Here is a 15628-nt window from a genome sequence, read left to right on the forward strand (position 1 = left end):
ATGCCGGAGGTTCAGGATATGCCTAAAATGAAATCGCCCCGTGAGGGGCGATGATGCGAAATTCGTGTGACTTAGTTCAGGGGAAAGCGCAGAAATCGCATTTTCGTTGACTGATTAGATCCAGTCGCCGTTGCGAATAACACCAACCGCTAAGCCTTCAATGCTGAAGTTTTGCTCACGCAGATCCACCACAATCGGCTGGAACTCGCTGTTTTCAGGCAGTAACTGCACCACGTTGCCTTGTTTCTTCAGGCGTTTTACCGTGACTTCATCATCGATACGGGCGACGACAACCTGGCCATTACGCACGTCCTGCGTTTTATGCACGGCCAGAAGATCACCATCAAGAATCCCAATATCGCGCATCGACATACCGCTAACGCGCAGCAGGAAATCCGCGCTCGGTTTAAACATCGCGGGATCTACCTGATAGTGTCCTTCGATATGTTGCTGAGCCAGCAGAGGTTCACCGGCGGCTACACGGCCAATGAGCGGTAAACCTTCTTCTTCTTCCATCAGCAGACGGATACCGCGCGAAGCCCCGGAGACAATCTCAATGACGCCTTTACGCGCCAGAGCTTTCAGGTGTTCTTCCGCAGCATTCGGGGAACGGAACCCAAGACGAGCGGCAATCTCCGCGCGGGTTGGTGGCATACCCGTAGTGGAGATATGATCGCGAATCAGGTCATAGACCTCTTGTTGTCTGGTCGTTAAAGCTTTCATTCCGCCCCCTGGTTGTTTATACAGTCTAGCTGTGAGTATATACAGCTATACGGGCAATGAAAACCTAAGATTGAATAAAAACAGTGCATAAGCGCGATTCCTGGAATACAGATTCCAAATCAGAACCATCGCGGCCAAAAGATGCTGACCCAGACAAAAATCGCCAATATGATGGTCAACAGTACAGCAGCCGACCCGATGTCTTTGGCACGTCCTGAGAGCACGTGAAACTCAGGCCCGATGCGGTCGATTGCGCATTCCACGGCGCTGTTGAGCAATTCCACCACGCAAACCAGGACCACCGAGCCGATTAGCAGGATGCGTTCGATGCTGCTCACATCGAACCAGAATGAGAGCAAAATTAAGGGGATAGCCGCACTGGCTTCCTGACGGAAAGCCGCTTCATTTTGCCATGCCGCTTTCAGCCCTTTCCATGAATATCCGGCTGCTTTATAAATTCGGGTAAATCCAGTGACTTGGTTCGCCATTCTGTTACTGATCCTTGAGGGGTAGTCCTTCGGGTGTTTGATGCATTTTAGCGGTTTAATGGTCTCTCATCACCACAGATCTCATTTGAGCTTTCTGGTATCCTTGCGGCGAAATGGCTAACAAGAGGCTTCACGTTTTTATGTCAGGTTGGCGTAGACTTTATTACACATTATTGAATTTACCGCTTTCATTGCTGGTAAAGAGCAAAGTCATACCTACAGATCCGGTGACCGAGTTGCACTTAGACCCGACGCGCCCGATCCTGTACGTATTACCTTATAACTCCAAAGCAGATTTGCTGACCCTGCGTGCGCAGTGTCTTGCCCAGAATTTGCCCGATCCGCTGATTCCGCTGGATATCGACGGCACACTGCTGCCAAGCCATGTGTTTATCGCTGAAGGCCCGCGCGTGTTTTCGTATTACACGCCGAAGCAGGAATCCGTAAAGCTGTTCCACGACTATCTGGATCTGCACCGTAATAATCCGGATTTAGACATTCAGATGTTGCCCGTCTCGGTGATGTTCGGACGTGCACCGGGCCGTGAAGGTCAGGATACGCCGCATCTGCGCGTGCTGAACGGCATTCAGAAATTCTTCGCCGTGTTGTGGCTAGGCCGCGACAGTTTTGTCCGCTTCTCTAATACGGTGTCGTTGCGCTACATGGCGACCGAGCACGGTACGGATAAAACCATCGCGCAAAAGCTCGCCCGCGTGGCGCGAATGCACTTCTCTCGCCTGCGTTTGGCAGCAGTCGGCCCGCGCCTGCCTGCCCGTCAGGATTTATTCAATAAGCTGCTGGCCTCGAAAGCCATTGAAAAAGCCATTGAAGATGAAGCGCGCAGCAAAAAGATTTCACACGAAAAGGCCCAGCAAAACGCTATCGCGCTGATGGAAGAGATTGCCGCGAACTTCTCTTATGAAGCCGTGCGCCTTTCCGACCGCGTACTGAGCTGGACGTGGAACCGCCTGTATAAAGGCATCAACGTGAATAACGCCGAGCGCGTGCGCCAGTTAGCGCAGGACGGTCAGGAAATCGTGTATGTGCCCTGCCACCGCAGCCACATGGATTATCTGCTGCTGTCTTACGTGCTCTATCATCAGGGGTTGGTGCCACCACACATTGCAGCCGGTATCAATCTGAATTTCTGGCCAGCCGGCCCGATTTTCCGCCGTCTGGGTGCGTTCTTTATCCGTCGTACCTTTAAAGGCAATAAACTTTACTCGACCGTGTTCCGCGAATATCTGGGCGAGCTGTTCAGCCGGGGTTATTCGGTGGAATACTTTGTCGAAGGGGGCCGCTCGCGAACCGGGCGTCTGCTGGAGCCAAAAACCGGCACGCTGGCGATGACGATTCAGGCCATGCTGCGCGGCGGTTCCCGCCCTATTACGCTGGTGCCGATTTACATCGGTTACGAACACGTGATGGAAGTGGGAACTTACGCGAAAGAGTTACGCGGCGCGACCAAAGAGAAAGAGAGCCTGACTCAAATGCTCAACGGACTGCGTAAGCTGCGCAACCTCGGTCAGGGCTATGTGAACTTCGGTGAACCTCTGCATCTGACCACCTATCTGAACCAAAACGTGCCAACGTGGCGTGAGGCGATCGACCCTATCGAAGCCCAGCGCCCGAGCTGGCTGACGCCGACGGTGCAGGATCTGGCTGAGCAGATTATGGTGCGCATCAACAATTCAGCGGCTGCCAACGCCATGAACCTGTGCTGTACCGCGCTGCTGGCGTCCCGTCAGCGCTCACTGACCCGCGAACAGTTGACTGAGCAGATTGATTGCTACCTGCAGCTGCTGCGCAATGTGCCGTACAATGCTGATTCAACGGTGCCCGATCTGACCGCCGATCAGTTACTTGATCACGCGCTGAACATGAACAAGTTCCAGGTCGAAAAAGATAATATCGGTGACATTATCGTTCTGCCGCGCGAGCAAGCCGTACTGATGACGTACTACCGCAACAACATCCATCATATGCTGGTGTTACCATCGCTGATTTCAAGCATCGTGATGCACCACCGTCTGGTCACCCGCGAGGAGTTGCTGCGTCAGGTTGAACTGATTTATCCGATGCTGAAAGCCGAACTGTTCATGCATTTCGATAAAACCGATCTGCCACAGGTGCTGGATGTTCTGACGCTGGAACTGGCGCGTCAGCAGATTATTCATCTGGAAGATGATGAGTTATCGCTGAACCCGGCACGTATCCGCACGCTGCAACTGCTGGCTGCCGGTGTACGTGAAACATTGCAACGCTACGCGATCACCTTCTCCTTGCTCACAACCAATCCAAGCATTAACCGCGGTGCGCTGGAAAAAGAGAGCCGGATTATGGCGCAGCGTCTGTCGGTGCTGCACGGTATCAATGCCCCTGAGTTCTTCGATAAAGCGGTATTCTCAACGCTGGTTGGCACGCTGCGCGCAGAGGGTTATATCAACGATATCGGTGATGCGATTCAGGAACAAACGCGCGAGATTTACAACATGCTTAGCGACCTGATGACGCCAGACATCAAACTCACTATCGAAAGCGCCGGTATGCCTTCCGAGCTGCCACAGCCGACTGAACCGCCGGCTGAACCTAAGATGGATGTGCGCGATACCGATCATTAATCGCCCGTACTAGCGCTTTAAAAGGTAGAAAACAAAACGCCCGGACTTTGCAAAAAGTCCGGGCGTTTTTTCATTGTCTGAAGGGATTAGAAACTGAACGCCGACAGACTCATCAGGATGCCAAGGAACAACACCAGGCCAACATAGTTATTCTGACGGAAAGCCAGGAAACAGGCGTCACGTTCGCGCTTCGCGATCAGTTTTTGCTGGTGCGCAAATAGCGCTGCGGCCAGCAACAGCGACCAGTAGAACGGCGCGCCAAGCAGGGAAAGATGCCCGACCATCGCCATCAGAACCAGCGTTGCCAGCTGCAACAGGCCGATGATCAGCGTGTCAAAACGGCCAAACAAAATGGCCGTCGATTTTACGCCAATCTTCAAATCGTCATCGCGATCGACCATCGCATATTGCGTGTCGTAGGCCACCGTCCAGCAGATATTTGCCACGAACAATAACCAGCAACTGAGCGGAACGGTTTCACTGACGGCTGCGAAAGCCATCGGGATCGCCCAGCCAAACGCCGCGCCCAATACAAACTGCGGCAGATGGCTGACGCGTTTCATGAACGGGTAAATCCACGCCAGCGCCAGCGCGGCAAGCGAGAGGAAAATCGTCATGCGGTTGAGGGTCAGCACCAGCAGGAACGACACCAGCACCAGCCCGGCAAACAGCATTTTGGCCTGTTTACCGCTGACTGCCCCACTCGGCAGCGGCCGGTTGGCGGTGCGCTTAACGTGCCCGTCGATTTTGCGGTCAGCATAATCATTCACCACGCAACCGGCGGCGCGCATAAAGAAAACGCCAAGCACGAACACCACTAAAATTTTTGCAGAAGGCATGCCGCCACCGGCGAGCCAAAGAGCCCACAGCGTCGGCCAAAGCAGCAACAGCGAACCGATGGGTTTATCAATGCGCATCAGGCGGCAATAATCCCGCCAGGTGCCCTGCGTCATACTTCCCGACACTCTCTGTTCTCCTTGTGGATTGGTCTGGCTCATATCCCGCTCACTTTGCCTTCAGGGCGGTGAACCGGTGAATCTGGCAAGAAAATTTCCGTCAGCAGCAGCGGTTTATCAGAAAGACGCAGACGCGAACGGCGCGCCCATAAGTCGCCCTGCTCACTTTGCAACTGCCCGAGATGGATGTAATCGCGGGTCAGGTTATTACCGCTGAAGAGGTAACGGCCAAGCGGTACGGTACCGAGATCCACCAGCGCCATGTCAGGCCCGGTCAGTGTCTCTTCGGGAATGACGGTACGACCGAGCAACCAGGGCTCAGCGTCGCCAAACAGTACGATTTCGCGCACCCAGTAACGGGTGCTTTCCGGCAACTGCTGCGCTTCACTTTCTCCCAGCTCAGCGCGGCTGACAAAGCATTCGTTTTGAGGTTTAACGGTGACAGTAACACCCTGTTTTTCAAAGCGACGGGTCATGGATCCCATTTCCATCAGCCAGTCAGCCACGTCCGCAGGAACATCAGTCGGATCGTTAAACCAGTGAATCGGGGGTTGTGCAGGGGAATGGGAATCAGACATCAACGGCTCCGTAATGGAGGTATTCATACCTCCAATGAATTATCTGCCTCGTATTCTAACGCATGAATGCGAGGCAGTAATTGCATCATTTTACTCGCGGCGCAGACGCTCGCTGTTCGCCAGGAAGAGTGTGACGACCAGAACGAGGATCGCGCAGGCATACACCAGCGTGTCATAAGGGCTTTTGTGATCGACAATAATCAGTCGAATAATCGCCGTGATACCGATGTAAATAAAGTAGCGCAGCGGGAAATGATATCCCGACGAAAAATACTTAATGATCAGCGCGATAAATTCGAAATAGAGGAAGTAAATGACAATCCCCTCTATCAGAAGATACGACGAAGACTGATCGTTATTCACGAACAATACCATTGCTAAATGATAGGTTTCGCGGCCGATAAAAATCATCAGAATCGCGGCCAGTCCCAATAAAAAAACGTTCAAAATTCGCTGCATGATGACCGAAATCATCGTTGCCCGTTTTGATCCTGCCATGTGATCTACATCCCACTTTTGTTATTAATACCCGCAGAATACCACAGAGTCCGCACAGGAAAAGCGCCATTAAAAAAGGGTCAGCCTGTGAAGGCTAACCCTTTTATTTCCAGCGTTCTTTTACGTATTTCTACGCAATTATGCGCGCCAGTTTTTGAAACGATTGATCAGGCCATTCGTCGAGCTGTCGTGACCCTTCACATCTTCGCTGCCTTCAAGCTCTGGCAGGATGCGGTTCGCCAGTTGTTTACCTAATTCCACGCCCCATTGGTCGAAGGTGTAGATGTTCAGGATAGCGCCCTGCGTGAAGATTTTGTGCTCGTACATCGCGATCAACGCACCCAGGCTGTATGGCGTGATTTCACGCAGCAGGATGGAGTTAGTCGGACGGTTACCTTCGAACACTTTGAACGGCGCAACGTGTTTCACGTCTTCCGGTTTTTTACCCTGGTCGGCGAATTCTTTCTCGACCACGTCCAGAGATTTACCAAATGCCAGCGCTTCCGTCTGTGCGAAGAAGTTAGACAGCAGTTTCGCGTGGTGATCACTCAGCGGGTTATGGCTGATGGCCGGCGCGATGAAGTCACAAGGGATGATTTTAGTACCCTGGTGAATCAGCTGATAGAACGCATGCTGGCCGTTGGTACCCGGCTCGCCCCAGATGATCGGGCCAGTCTGGTAATCCACCGGATTGCCGTTACGGTCAACGAATTTACCGTTGGATTCCATATTGCCTTGCTGGAAGTATGCAGCAAAACGGTGCATGTACTGATCGTATGGCAGGATCGCTTCGGTTTCAGTGCCGTAGAAATCGTTGTACCAGATACCGATCAGCGCCAGCAGAACCGGCAGGTTTTTCTCAGCAGGGGTATTCGCGAAGTGGTTATCCATCGCGTGCGCGCCGCTCAGCAGCTGCTCGAAGTTTTCGAAACCGACGGACAGCGCAATTGACAGGCCGATTGCGGACCACAGAGAGTAACGGCCACCGACCCAGTCCCAGAACTCGAACATGTTGTCGGTGTCGATACCAAACTCGCCGACCGCTTTACCGTTGGTAGACAGCGCGGCGAAGTGTTTCGCCACGTGTTTGTCATCGCCCGCGGTTTTCAGGAACCAGTCACGCGCGCTGTGGGCGTTAGTCATGGTTTCTTGCGTGGTGAACGTTTTTGATGCCACCAGGAACAGCGTGGTTTCCGGCGACAGGTCTTTCAGCGTTTCGGCGATATGGGTGCCATCAACGTTGGAGACGAAATGCATGTTCAGATGATTTTTATACGGACGCAGCGCTTCGGTCACCATGAACGGGCCGAGGTCTGAACCGCCGATACCGATGTTGACGATGTCAGTGATCGCTTTGCCGGTATAACCCTTCCAGTCACCACCGATAACGCGCTCGGTGAAACCTTTGATCTTCGCCAGAACCGCGTTGACTTCCGGCATCACATCTTTGCCATCGACCACAATCGGCGTGTTGCTGCGGTTACGCAGCGCAACGTGCAGAACGGCGCGGTCTTCGGTACGGTTGATCTTCTCACCAGAGAACATCGATTTGATGGCCCCCTGAAGATCAGTCTCTTTTGCCAGAGCCTGCAGCTTGTCCAGCGTTTCTGATGTGATGCGGTTTTTAGAGAAATCGACCAGCATCTGGTCTTCAAACGTGGCAGAGAACTTGGAGAAACGATCACCATCTTCAGCAAACAGATGGCTAATCTGCACATCTTTCATCGTGTCGAAATGCTGCTGCAGCGCTTGCCAGGCAGCGGTCTGAGTTGGATTGATATTTTTCATAGCAATGCTCTTAGGCTGAGAATAAATATGAGGTCACTGTCCCGATTGTATCCTGAACTTCCCGAGATGAGATGCCTTTTCTTGCGATAGGCCAGATCTGTGGATCCACAATGACAAAGAACAATATTAGATGACAATCGCTCAAAATGTGGCTCGACCGGCCGTGAGACCGTTGACAGACGCGCCATAACCCGTTATTCCTAAGCACCTAACTCGCACGCGTGCTCATGTACGCTGTTGTGAGCCAGAAGAGGCGCGTCGCCCAGGCAGTGTACCGGAGGAGCCGAAATCCTACGAAGGTGCATCAGGGGGAGCGGCGCCGAGGTCAAATGCTGACGGCAGGCAGATGATCGACCACAGGGGCTGAATCCTCTGGGTTGTCACCGACATACCCGAAAAAGGGTATTGGCATGGTGGGGCGCTTCTGGGTGTATCGTAGCATCTCTACGCCTGCTCCCGTTTCCCGCTCTCCCCTTGTGCCAATTCTTATGGATTAGGTGGCCGTCATAGAAATGACGTCCCGGACATGAGGTTTTACATGAATCACGCAGCATCCCGCAACGCCACTGTGCAGCCTTTGGGCAACGTTATCGTCGCCAAGTTCGGCGGTACCAGTGTGGCTGATTTCGACGCGATGAACCGCAGTGCAGACATCGTTCTTGCGCGCCCGGAAGTTCGTCTGGTCGTTCTCTCCGCCTCTGCGGGCGTCACCAATTTATTAGTCGAGTTGGCAACGGGCCAGGAAACCGAACGCCGTGTCTTCCTGCTTGACGAAATCCGCCGCATCCAGAATGCCATTATTGACCGCCTCGATAATCCAACGGTGATCCGCGAAGAAGTGGGTCGCATGCTGGAAAATATCGCCATGCTGTCGGAAGCCGCAAGCCTCGCGACCTCTACCGCATTGACCGACGAACTGGTCAGCCACGGCGAGCTGATGTCCACCCTGCTGTTTGTTGAAGTCATCCGCCAGCGCAACGTGCCTGTGGAATGGTTCGACGTGCGTAAAGTCATGCGCACCAACGATCACTTTGGTCGCGCAGAGCCGGACACGCAGGCGCTGACCGACTTGACGCTTTCGCAGCTGCAACCGCGTTTGCAGGACGCACTGGTGATCACTCAGGGCTTTATCGGTTCAGAAGGTAAAGGCCGCACCACGACGCTTGGCCGTGGCGGCAGTGACTACACCGCAGCATTGCTGGGCGAAGCGCTCGGCGCGGTGCGTGTGGATATCTGGACGGACGTACCGGGCATTTACACTACCGACCCGCGTCTGGTACCGGCTGCGAAACGTATTGACCGAATCGCGTTTGAAGAGGCCGCTGAAATGGCCACTTTCGGTGCCAAAGTTCTGCATCCTGCCACGCTGCTGCCGGCGGTACGTCGCGGCATTCCGGTATTTGTCGGCTCCAGCAAAGATCCGTCGGGCGGCGGCACGTTGGTGTGCGATACCAGCGATAATCCACCGTTATTCCGCGCGATCGCCCTGCGTCGCAGACAAACGCTGGTCACGCTGCACAGCCTGAGCATGTTGCATTCACGCGGTTTCCTCGCTGACGTGTTTGGTATTCTGGCCCGCCACAACATTTCTGTGGATTTGATCACTACATCCGAAGTCAGCGTAGCGCTGACGCTGGACACCACCGGTTCCACCTCATCTGACGCCAGCCTGCTGACCACGTCACTGCTGACCGAACTGTCGTCGCTGTGCCGCGTGGAAGTCGAAGAGAATCTGGCGCTGATCGCTATCATCGGCAACAAGCTGTCGCAGGCGTGTGGCGTTGGCAAAGAAGTCTTCGGCGTGTTGGATCCGTTCAACATCCGCATGATTTGCTACGGCGCGAGCAGCTATAACCTGTGCTTCCTGGTACCGGGCAGTGATGCCGATCAGGTCGTTAAAACACTACACCGCAACCTATTCGAACAATAACGGGCGCGGTATCTGTGAAGACCGGGCCTTGTGCCCGGTCTTTTTTTTGTCTGTATTTTTGCAAAACAACAAAGACAAGGATCATCCTCAATGTTAGCCATCATCACCCGTCTGTTTCCGCTGTGGGCCGTGCTGTTATCGGTCGCCGCGTACTATTCACCCACCACGTTCACCCCCATCGGCCCGCATGTTTCTACCCTGCTGATGCTGATTATGTTTGCGATGGGCGTCACCCTCGAGTTCGGTGATTTCAAACGCGTGCTCTCCCGCCCCGGCCCGGTGGCAGCGGCGACGTTTCTGCATTATCTGATCATGCCGCTGGCGGCGTGGGTGCTGGCAAAACTGTTCAACATGCCGGCGGATTTGTCTGCCGGGATGATTCTGGTGGGCAGTGTCGCCAGCGGAACCGCTTCCAACGTGATGATCTATCTGGCGAAAGGTGACGTAGCGCTGTCAGTCACGATTTCAGCCGTATCAACGCTGGTGGGCGTGGTGGCCACGCCGTTGCTCACAAGGTTGTATGTCGATACGCACATTAAAGTCGATGTGGAAGGCATGCTGCTGAGCATTTTGCAGATCGTGGTGATCCCGATTTTAGCCGGTCTGATTATTCATCATTTATTCACTAAAACGGTGAAACGGATCGAACCGCTGCTACCGCTGTTTTCCATGGTCTGCATTGTCGCTATCATCAGCGCCGTGGTGGCGGGCAGTCAGGGCTTTATCGGCTCGGTCGGTCTGGTGGTGATTGTGGCGGTGATCCTGCATAACGCGATCGGCCTGCTGAGCGGCTACTGGGGCGGGAAACTGTTTGGCTTTGACGAAACCACCTGCCGTACGCTGGCGATGGAAGTCGGGATGCAAAACTCAGGTTTAGCCGCGACGCTCGGGAAGATCTACTTCTCCCCGCTGGCCGCCTTGCCGGGCGCGCTGTTCTCAGTCTGGCACAATCTGTCAGGTTCTCTGCTGGCCGGTTACTGGTCAGGCAAACCGGTTAAGAAAGACTAAAAAAGAAAAGGGCGCTTTTGACAGCGCCCGTTTTACTTTACTGAATACCTTACGTTAAACCACTTTCACGTCATCATTGGGTTCACGCATTTCATCTTCCTGCTCATCCTGATCCAGCACGTTATACGCCACCGCACAGAACAACGAATTCAGACGCTTCATGTCGCCCAGCAGGCCAAGGTGCAACGAACTGGTTTCGATACTCTGGACGTTATGCTGATGCAGACGGTCAACGTGCGCGTGTGCATAGCGACGGTCGAGAATGCGGAAGCGGTGTTTGGAACGGCGCAGACGACGCGCGCTGGTCAGGTCATTCGACAAGAACACCCCGAGACTCAGACGCAGGTTATCGAGCAGTTTTTCATGCAGGGCTTCCAGCTCCACCAGCCCTTCCGGCGAAAATGCGCGGCGCGTTGCGTGGGATTTGGCGGTGATATCGCCGGTCATGCGTTCGATGATGTCGCCCGCCTGTTCCAGGTTCAGCGCCATTTCGATGATTTCCGCCCAGCGACGTGAATCCTCTTCGCCCAGCCCCTCTTTGTTGATTTGCGCCAGATAGAGTTTGATGGCGGTGTACAGCACATCCACGTCGTCGTCGAGGCGGCGCACTTCGCGATCCTGCGCCAGTTTCCCGTGCATGACTTCGCGGTTGAGGATCAACATATGTTCTACCACATCGCCCATGCGCAGAGTTTCGCGGGCGGCGTTGGCCAGCGCCAGCGTCGGGGTATCAATGGCGCTGACGTCCAGATGGCGCGGACGCAGGCGCGGGTCGTCTTCCGGCACGTCGGCAATCATCATCTCGCACACTCTCGCCATCGGCGCGGTCAGCGGCACCATCGCCAGACAACGGATAAGGTTGTAGAACATGTGGAAGTAGATCACCAGCTCTTCGTCCGGAATACCGAGCCGCGCCAGCTGCGTCGAAAGCGGGCCGACAAACGGCAGTACAATCACCAGACCAATCAGCTTAAACAGCGTGCTGCCCAGCGCCACGCGGCGACCTGCAGCATTCATTTTACTGGCGTTAATCATCGCCAGTAAACCGCTACCGAGGTTGGCCCCGATCACCAGACACAATGACACTTTCAGTGAAATCACACCGGTGGCCGTCAACGTGGCGGTCAGCAGTACGGCGGCGAGACTGGAATAACTGATGATGGCAAAGATCGCACCGGTCAGGGCATCGAGCAACACGTCCCCGGTCAGCGACGAGAACAGCACTTTGACGCCGGATGCCTGCATGATCGGCGTCGCCGCCGAAACAATCAGTTCCAGCGCCAGCAATATCAGGCCAAGGCCGATCCCTACGCGTCCCATCTGGCCCGCGCGGGTTTGCTTGCGACTGAGGAAGAACGCCACACCGACGAAGATAAACAGCGGGGAAAGCCACGACAAATCGAACGTCAGGATACGCGCCATGACAGCAGTACCGACGTCGGCACCGAGAATGATCACCAGCGCGGGCGCCAGCGCCACCAGCCCCTGAGAAACGAAGGACGTCACCAGCAGCGCAGTGGCGTTACTGCTTTGCACCAGCGCGGTCACACCGATACCGGCCACGAAGGCCAGCGGTTTTTTTTCTACACTACTGCTCAGCACGCGGCGCAAATTCGCACCAAAAACGCGCATGATGCCGGTACGGACGATGTGCGTTCCCCACACCAGCAGGGAAACAGCAGATAACAGATGAAGAAGGGTTAACACGAAAAAACAGCTCCATTAACGCCAGGCATAGACCGGCCATCCTGCCTGCCGGGCGTGCTGGAGCAGGATGGCGTCCGGATTCACTGCGTAAGGCTGACCCACTTTGGTCAGCAACGGCAGATCGTTATGGGAATCCGAATAAAAACTGGCTTGTTGCAGCAGGGTTTCATCCTGATTGATGAGATCCAGCAACCGCGAGACTTTACCTTCGCGATAGGTCATCGTTCCCTGCGTGGCCCCGGTAAAGCGGCCATTCTGAATTTCTACACCGATCGCCAGCGTTTCATCGACACCGAGGAAACGGGCAATCGGCTGCACCAGATGCTCACCGGAGGCGGAAATAATCACCGTCCGGTCGCCCTGTGCGCGGTGAGTGGCCAGACACTCACGCGCCTGCGCATAAATACGCGGTGCAATAACATCTTCGATGTAACGCGCGACCATCGCAGCGACGTCGCCTTGAGTACGGCCGGTCAGCGGCGCCAGCGTACATCGCATGTACTCGCGCATATCCATCTGACCGACGGCATATTGCTGCATCAGCGCAGCATCCTGTTGCAGAAAAGCCTGTTCATCAGCCACCCAGCCTTGTGCCACCATATAGGCAGACCACAAACTGGAACAGTCGCCGCTAATCAGGGTTTCATCGAGATCAAACAGCGCCAGTTTCATGCAACTTCCCGTAACGTAACAAGATCTAACTGTAGACCAATATCGCTGCCATCGGCGCGAAGTGAAGCCACAGACCGGTTTAAGACGTCCACAGAAAGCTCTACGCCGTGCGCTAACACGCGATAACGCACCACGTTGCCAAGCAGGCTGTGGCTGAGAATTTTGGCCGGAATACCTTCAATCACTTCACACACGGTGACTGACTCCGGGCGGATAGCGACGCGCCCCGTGTAGGTGATGCCGGTCAGCGCCATCGCCTGTTCGGCACTTAGCAGGTTATAACTGCCGATAAATCCGGCGGCGAAAGCATCCACGGGTTCAGTATACAAGGTTTCGGCATCGGCATTTTGGACGATTTGCCCCTTGTTCATGAGCACAATGCGATCTGACATCGTCAACGCTTCTTCCTGATCGTGTGTGACAAAAATGGCGGTCAGGTTCATTTCACGCTGGATACGACGGATTTGTTCGCGCAGATGTTTACGGATGCGGGCATCCAGCGCGGACAGCGGTTCATCCAGCAACAGCAGCCGCGGCTGCGTCACCAGCGAGCGGGCGAGCGCCACGCGTTGGCACTGGCCGCCAGAAAGTTGGTGGGGATAACGTCTGGCGTAATCATTCATTTCCACCAGTTCCAACACTTCACCGACGCGGCGATGCACTTCTCCGGCAGGCAATTTTTGCATCTTCAGCCCAAACGACACGTTAGCTTCCACCGTCATATTGGGAAACAACGCATAGCTCTGAAAGACCATACCGATGCCGCGCTGCTGCGGTGGCAACGGAACGATATCCTGCCCCTGAAGCACAATTTTTCCACTGTCGACGGACGTCAGACCGGCAAGACAGCGCAGCAGCGTGGACTTGCCGCAGCCGCTCGGCCCCAGCAGCGTGACGAATTCACCCTCTCTGGCGGAGAAATCAATATTGTTGAAAATCTGCGTAGGGCCATAAGACTTGTTGAGTTGAGTGACCTGCAAATAAGACATATCAGCTCTTTCCTTTGTTCAGCATGTTCGCCACCCAGGTGAAAATCAGGACGACCATAAAATAGGAGATGACCAGCGCGCTGGTGAAATGGCCGCTGCCGTTGCGCATGTTATAGAGATAAACCTGAACCGTTTCATAGCGGCTGCCCACCAGCAGATTGGCGAAGACAAATTCCCCGATCAGGAAGGAGAAAGAGAGCAGCACGGCGATGGTTGCGCCTTTGCGCAGGTTCGGCAGCACTACCAGCAGCGCAGCTTTCCAGGTGCTGGCTCCCAGCAGATGTGCGGCGTCCATCAAATCGCGCAGGTTAATGGCCTGCATGTTGTTGGAAATGGCGCGGTAGATAAACGGCAGCGCGATGGTGAAGTAACAGCCGATCAGGATCCACGGCGTGCCGGTCAGCGATAACGGCTCGCCAGAATAAAGCTGCATCAGGCCGACCGATGACACCACCGGCGGCACCGCAAACGGCAGCAGAATGAGGATATTCATTAGCGCGTCGAGCTTGGGGAAATAGTAAGCAATCACAAACATCAGTGGCAGGATCAGCACCAGCGAGAGAAAAAGCGTCCCGAAACACACCAGCAGCGAATGCCACAACGCGATAAGAAATCGTGGATCGCTCCACAGCGCCACCAGCCATTTGAGCGTAAAGCCGCTCGGTAAAATCGTCGCGCCCCATTCCAATACCAGCGCGTAAACCAGCGTCGCCAGCAGGGGCAACATCAACACAATCAGTAAAACCCAGATCACCACACGGTGGTAAATCGCTTCAGATCGCGACATTTCACACTCCTCTTTTGCAGCAATTACTGCCGTTGGCTGAGATAGCTTTTACGCAGCAGCCACTGATGGATTAGCGTGATAAACGCCATCAGCACCACCAGCAACATCGCCAGCGCGCTGCCCATATTTGGGTCGAGGGAAATATCACCCGAAACCAGCGCGGCGATCCGCACCGGCACCACGTTGAAGTTGCCGGTGGTCAGGGCATACACCGTGGCATAGGCCCCCAGCGCGTTGGCGAGTAAAATCACGAACGTCCCCATCAGCGCCGGGAACAGCACCGGCATCCCGATATAGCGCCAGTAACTCCAGCGACCAGCGCCGAGCAACGCGGCGGATTCACGCCAGTCTTCGCGCAGCGCGTCAAATGCCGGATACATCAGCAAGACGCCGAGCGGGATCTGGAAGTAGGTGTAGAGCACAATCAGCCCGCTTTTCGAGTACAGATTGAAGTTTTCCATCAGCCCGTATTTTTGCAGCAGTAGGGTCAGACAGCCGTTGAGACCGAGCAGAATGACGAACGCGAAGGCCAGCGGCACGCCTGCAAAGTTACTGGTCATGTTGGTAAACGACATCATGAAGTCATGAAGCTTTGTCGGGCCTAGCTGACGGAGTGAGTAACTGCCCACTAACGCGATCAACAAACCATAGAAACTTGACCAGATTGAAATATCCAGCGAGAAGCGCATTGCCTGCAAATAGAACGGCGACGTGAGGATATCGGTGTAATTTCCCAGCCCCCAGGCTTCATAGGTTTCGCTGTAGAAGCTGCTGACCGCAATCCATGCCAGCGGCGCGAGCTGGAAGGCAATGAAAAACACCAGAAACGGCAGCATAAACAGCGCCGCAATCCACTTAGCTTTCATCGGGTATCCTCTAAAAG

General features: G+C 54.6%; 14 protein-coding genes and 1 riboswitch. Of the genes, 3 read left to right on the forward strand and 11 right to left on the reverse strand.

The genetic code is table 11. The features are described from left to right. Positions 1-114: 114 nt before the first annotated feature. Entirely contained in the window at positions 115-723 is a 609-nt protein-coding gene (gene lexA, locus AC0Z7K_RS22370) for a transcriptional repressor LexA (RefSeq protein WP_413530477.1), read from the reverse strand. 119 nt (positions 724-842) lie between these two features. Next, positions 843-1211 carry a diacylglycerol kinase gene (locus AC0Z7K_RS22375; RefSeq protein ID WP_112168455.1) on the reverse strand — a complete coding sequence of 123 codons (369 nt, stop codon included), beginning with the start codon at positions 1209-1211 and terminating at the stop codon, positions 843-845. Positions 1212-1351: 140 nt separating this feature from the next. On the opposite strand from AC0Z7K_RS22375, the gene plsB reads away from it, so the two are divergent. Then, on the forward strand, positions 1352-3832 hold the full coding sequence (plsB, locus tag AC0Z7K_RS22380) for a glycerol-3-phosphate 1-O-acyltransferase PlsB (RefSeq protein WP_413530476.1): 2481 nt from the start codon (positions 1352-1354) through the stop codon (positions 3830-3832). 86 nt (positions 3833-3918) lie between these two features. Here the strand turns inward: plsB and ubiA are convergent, their stop codons facing one another. The 4 genes from ubiA to pgi form a co-directional block, all read right to left on the reverse strand. Further along, entirely contained in the window at positions 3919-4785 is an 867-nt protein-coding gene (ubiA, locus tag AC0Z7K_RS22385) for a 4-hydroxybenzoate octaprenyltransferase (RefSeq protein ID WP_485616028.1), read from the reverse strand. A gap of 41 nt (positions 4786-4826) precedes the next feature. Continuing rightward, on the reverse strand, positions 4827-5366 hold the full coding sequence (gene ubiC, locus AC0Z7K_RS22390) for a chorismate lyase (protein WP_485616010.1): 540 nt from the start codon (positions 5364-5366) through the stop codon (positions 4827-4829). Positions 5367-5456: 90 nt separating this feature from the next. Beyond that, positions 5457-5864 carry a phosphate-starvation-inducible protein PsiE gene (gene psiE / locus AC0Z7K_RS22395; RefSeq protein WP_056776022.1) on the reverse strand — a complete coding sequence of 136 codons (408 nt, stop codon included), beginning with the start codon at positions 5862-5864 and terminating at the stop codon, positions 5457-5459. A gap of 138 nt (positions 5865-6002) precedes the next feature. Next, the gene (pgi, locus tag AC0Z7K_RS22400) at positions 6003-7652 is read right to left on the reverse strand and encodes a glucose-6-phosphate isomerase (protein WP_413530474.1); all 1650 of its coding nucleotides are present in this window, start codon (positions 7650-7652) and stop codon (positions 6003-6005) included. Between the two features lie 240 nt (positions 7653-7892). Continuing rightward, a riboswitch (Lysine riboswitch) is annotated at positions 7893-8084 on the forward strand. A gap of 106 nt (positions 8085-8190) precedes the next feature. Between pgi and lysC the strand changes: the two genes are divergently transcribed. Together lysC and panS are read left to right on the forward strand one after the other, a co-directional pair. Next, complete coding sequence (gene lysC, locus AC0Z7K_RS22405) at positions 8191-9582, forward strand: lysine-sensitive aspartokinase 3 (RefSeq protein ID WP_413530473.1); 1392 nt, start codon at positions 8191-8193, stop codon at positions 9580-9582. 90 nt (positions 9583-9672) lie between these two features. Next, the gene (panS, locus tag AC0Z7K_RS22410) at positions 9673-10590 is read left to right on the forward strand and encodes a ketopantoate/pantoate/pantothenate transporter PanS (protein WP_485616011.1); all 918 of its coding nucleotides are present in this window, start codon (positions 9673-9675) and stop codon (positions 10588-10590) included. A 54-nt stretch (positions 10591-10644) separates the two neighbouring features. On the opposite strand, the gene AC0Z7K_RS22415 is transcribed toward panS, so the two are convergent. From AC0Z7K_RS22415 to AC0Z7K_RS22435, 5 genes are read right to left on the reverse strand one after another with little or no spacing between them, the layout of a single operon-like run. After that, positions 10645-12297 carry a Na/Pi cotransporter family protein gene (locus AC0Z7K_RS22415; RefSeq protein WP_413530472.1) on the reverse strand — a complete coding sequence of 551 codons (1653 nt, stop codon included), beginning with the start codon at positions 12295-12297 and terminating at the stop codon, positions 10645-10647. Positions 12298-12312: 15 nt separating this feature from the next. Further along, the gene (locus AC0Z7K_RS22420) at positions 12313-12969 is read right to left on the reverse strand and encodes an HAD family hydrolase (protein WP_413530471.1); all 657 of its coding nucleotides are present in this window, start codon (positions 12967-12969) and stop codon (positions 12313-12315) included. Continuing rightward, positions 12966-13958 carry an ABC transporter ATP-binding protein gene (locus AC0Z7K_RS22425; RefSeq protein WP_485616013.1) on the reverse strand — a complete coding sequence of 331 codons (993 nt, stop codon included), beginning with the start codon at positions 13956-13958 and terminating at the stop codon, positions 12966-12968. The genes AC0Z7K_RS22420 and AC0Z7K_RS22425 overlap by 4 nt, the downstream gene beginning before the upstream one ends. Before the next feature lies 1 nt (position 13959). Then, positions 13960-14745 (reverse strand): ABC transporter permease, encoded by a 786-nt coding sequence (locus AC0Z7K_RS22430; RefSeq protein WP_485616014.1) that lies wholly within the window; start codon positions 14743-14745, stop codon positions 13960-13962. 23 nt (positions 14746-14768) lie between these two features. Beyond that, complete coding sequence (locus tag AC0Z7K_RS22435; protein ID WP_485616015.1) at positions 14769-15611, reverse strand: ABC transporter permease; 843 nt, start codon at positions 15609-15611, stop codon at positions 14769-14771. Positions 15612-15628: the final 17 nt, after the last annotated feature.

Source organism: Rahnella sp. 1L-D-7-B-C2 (assembly GCF_057290995.1).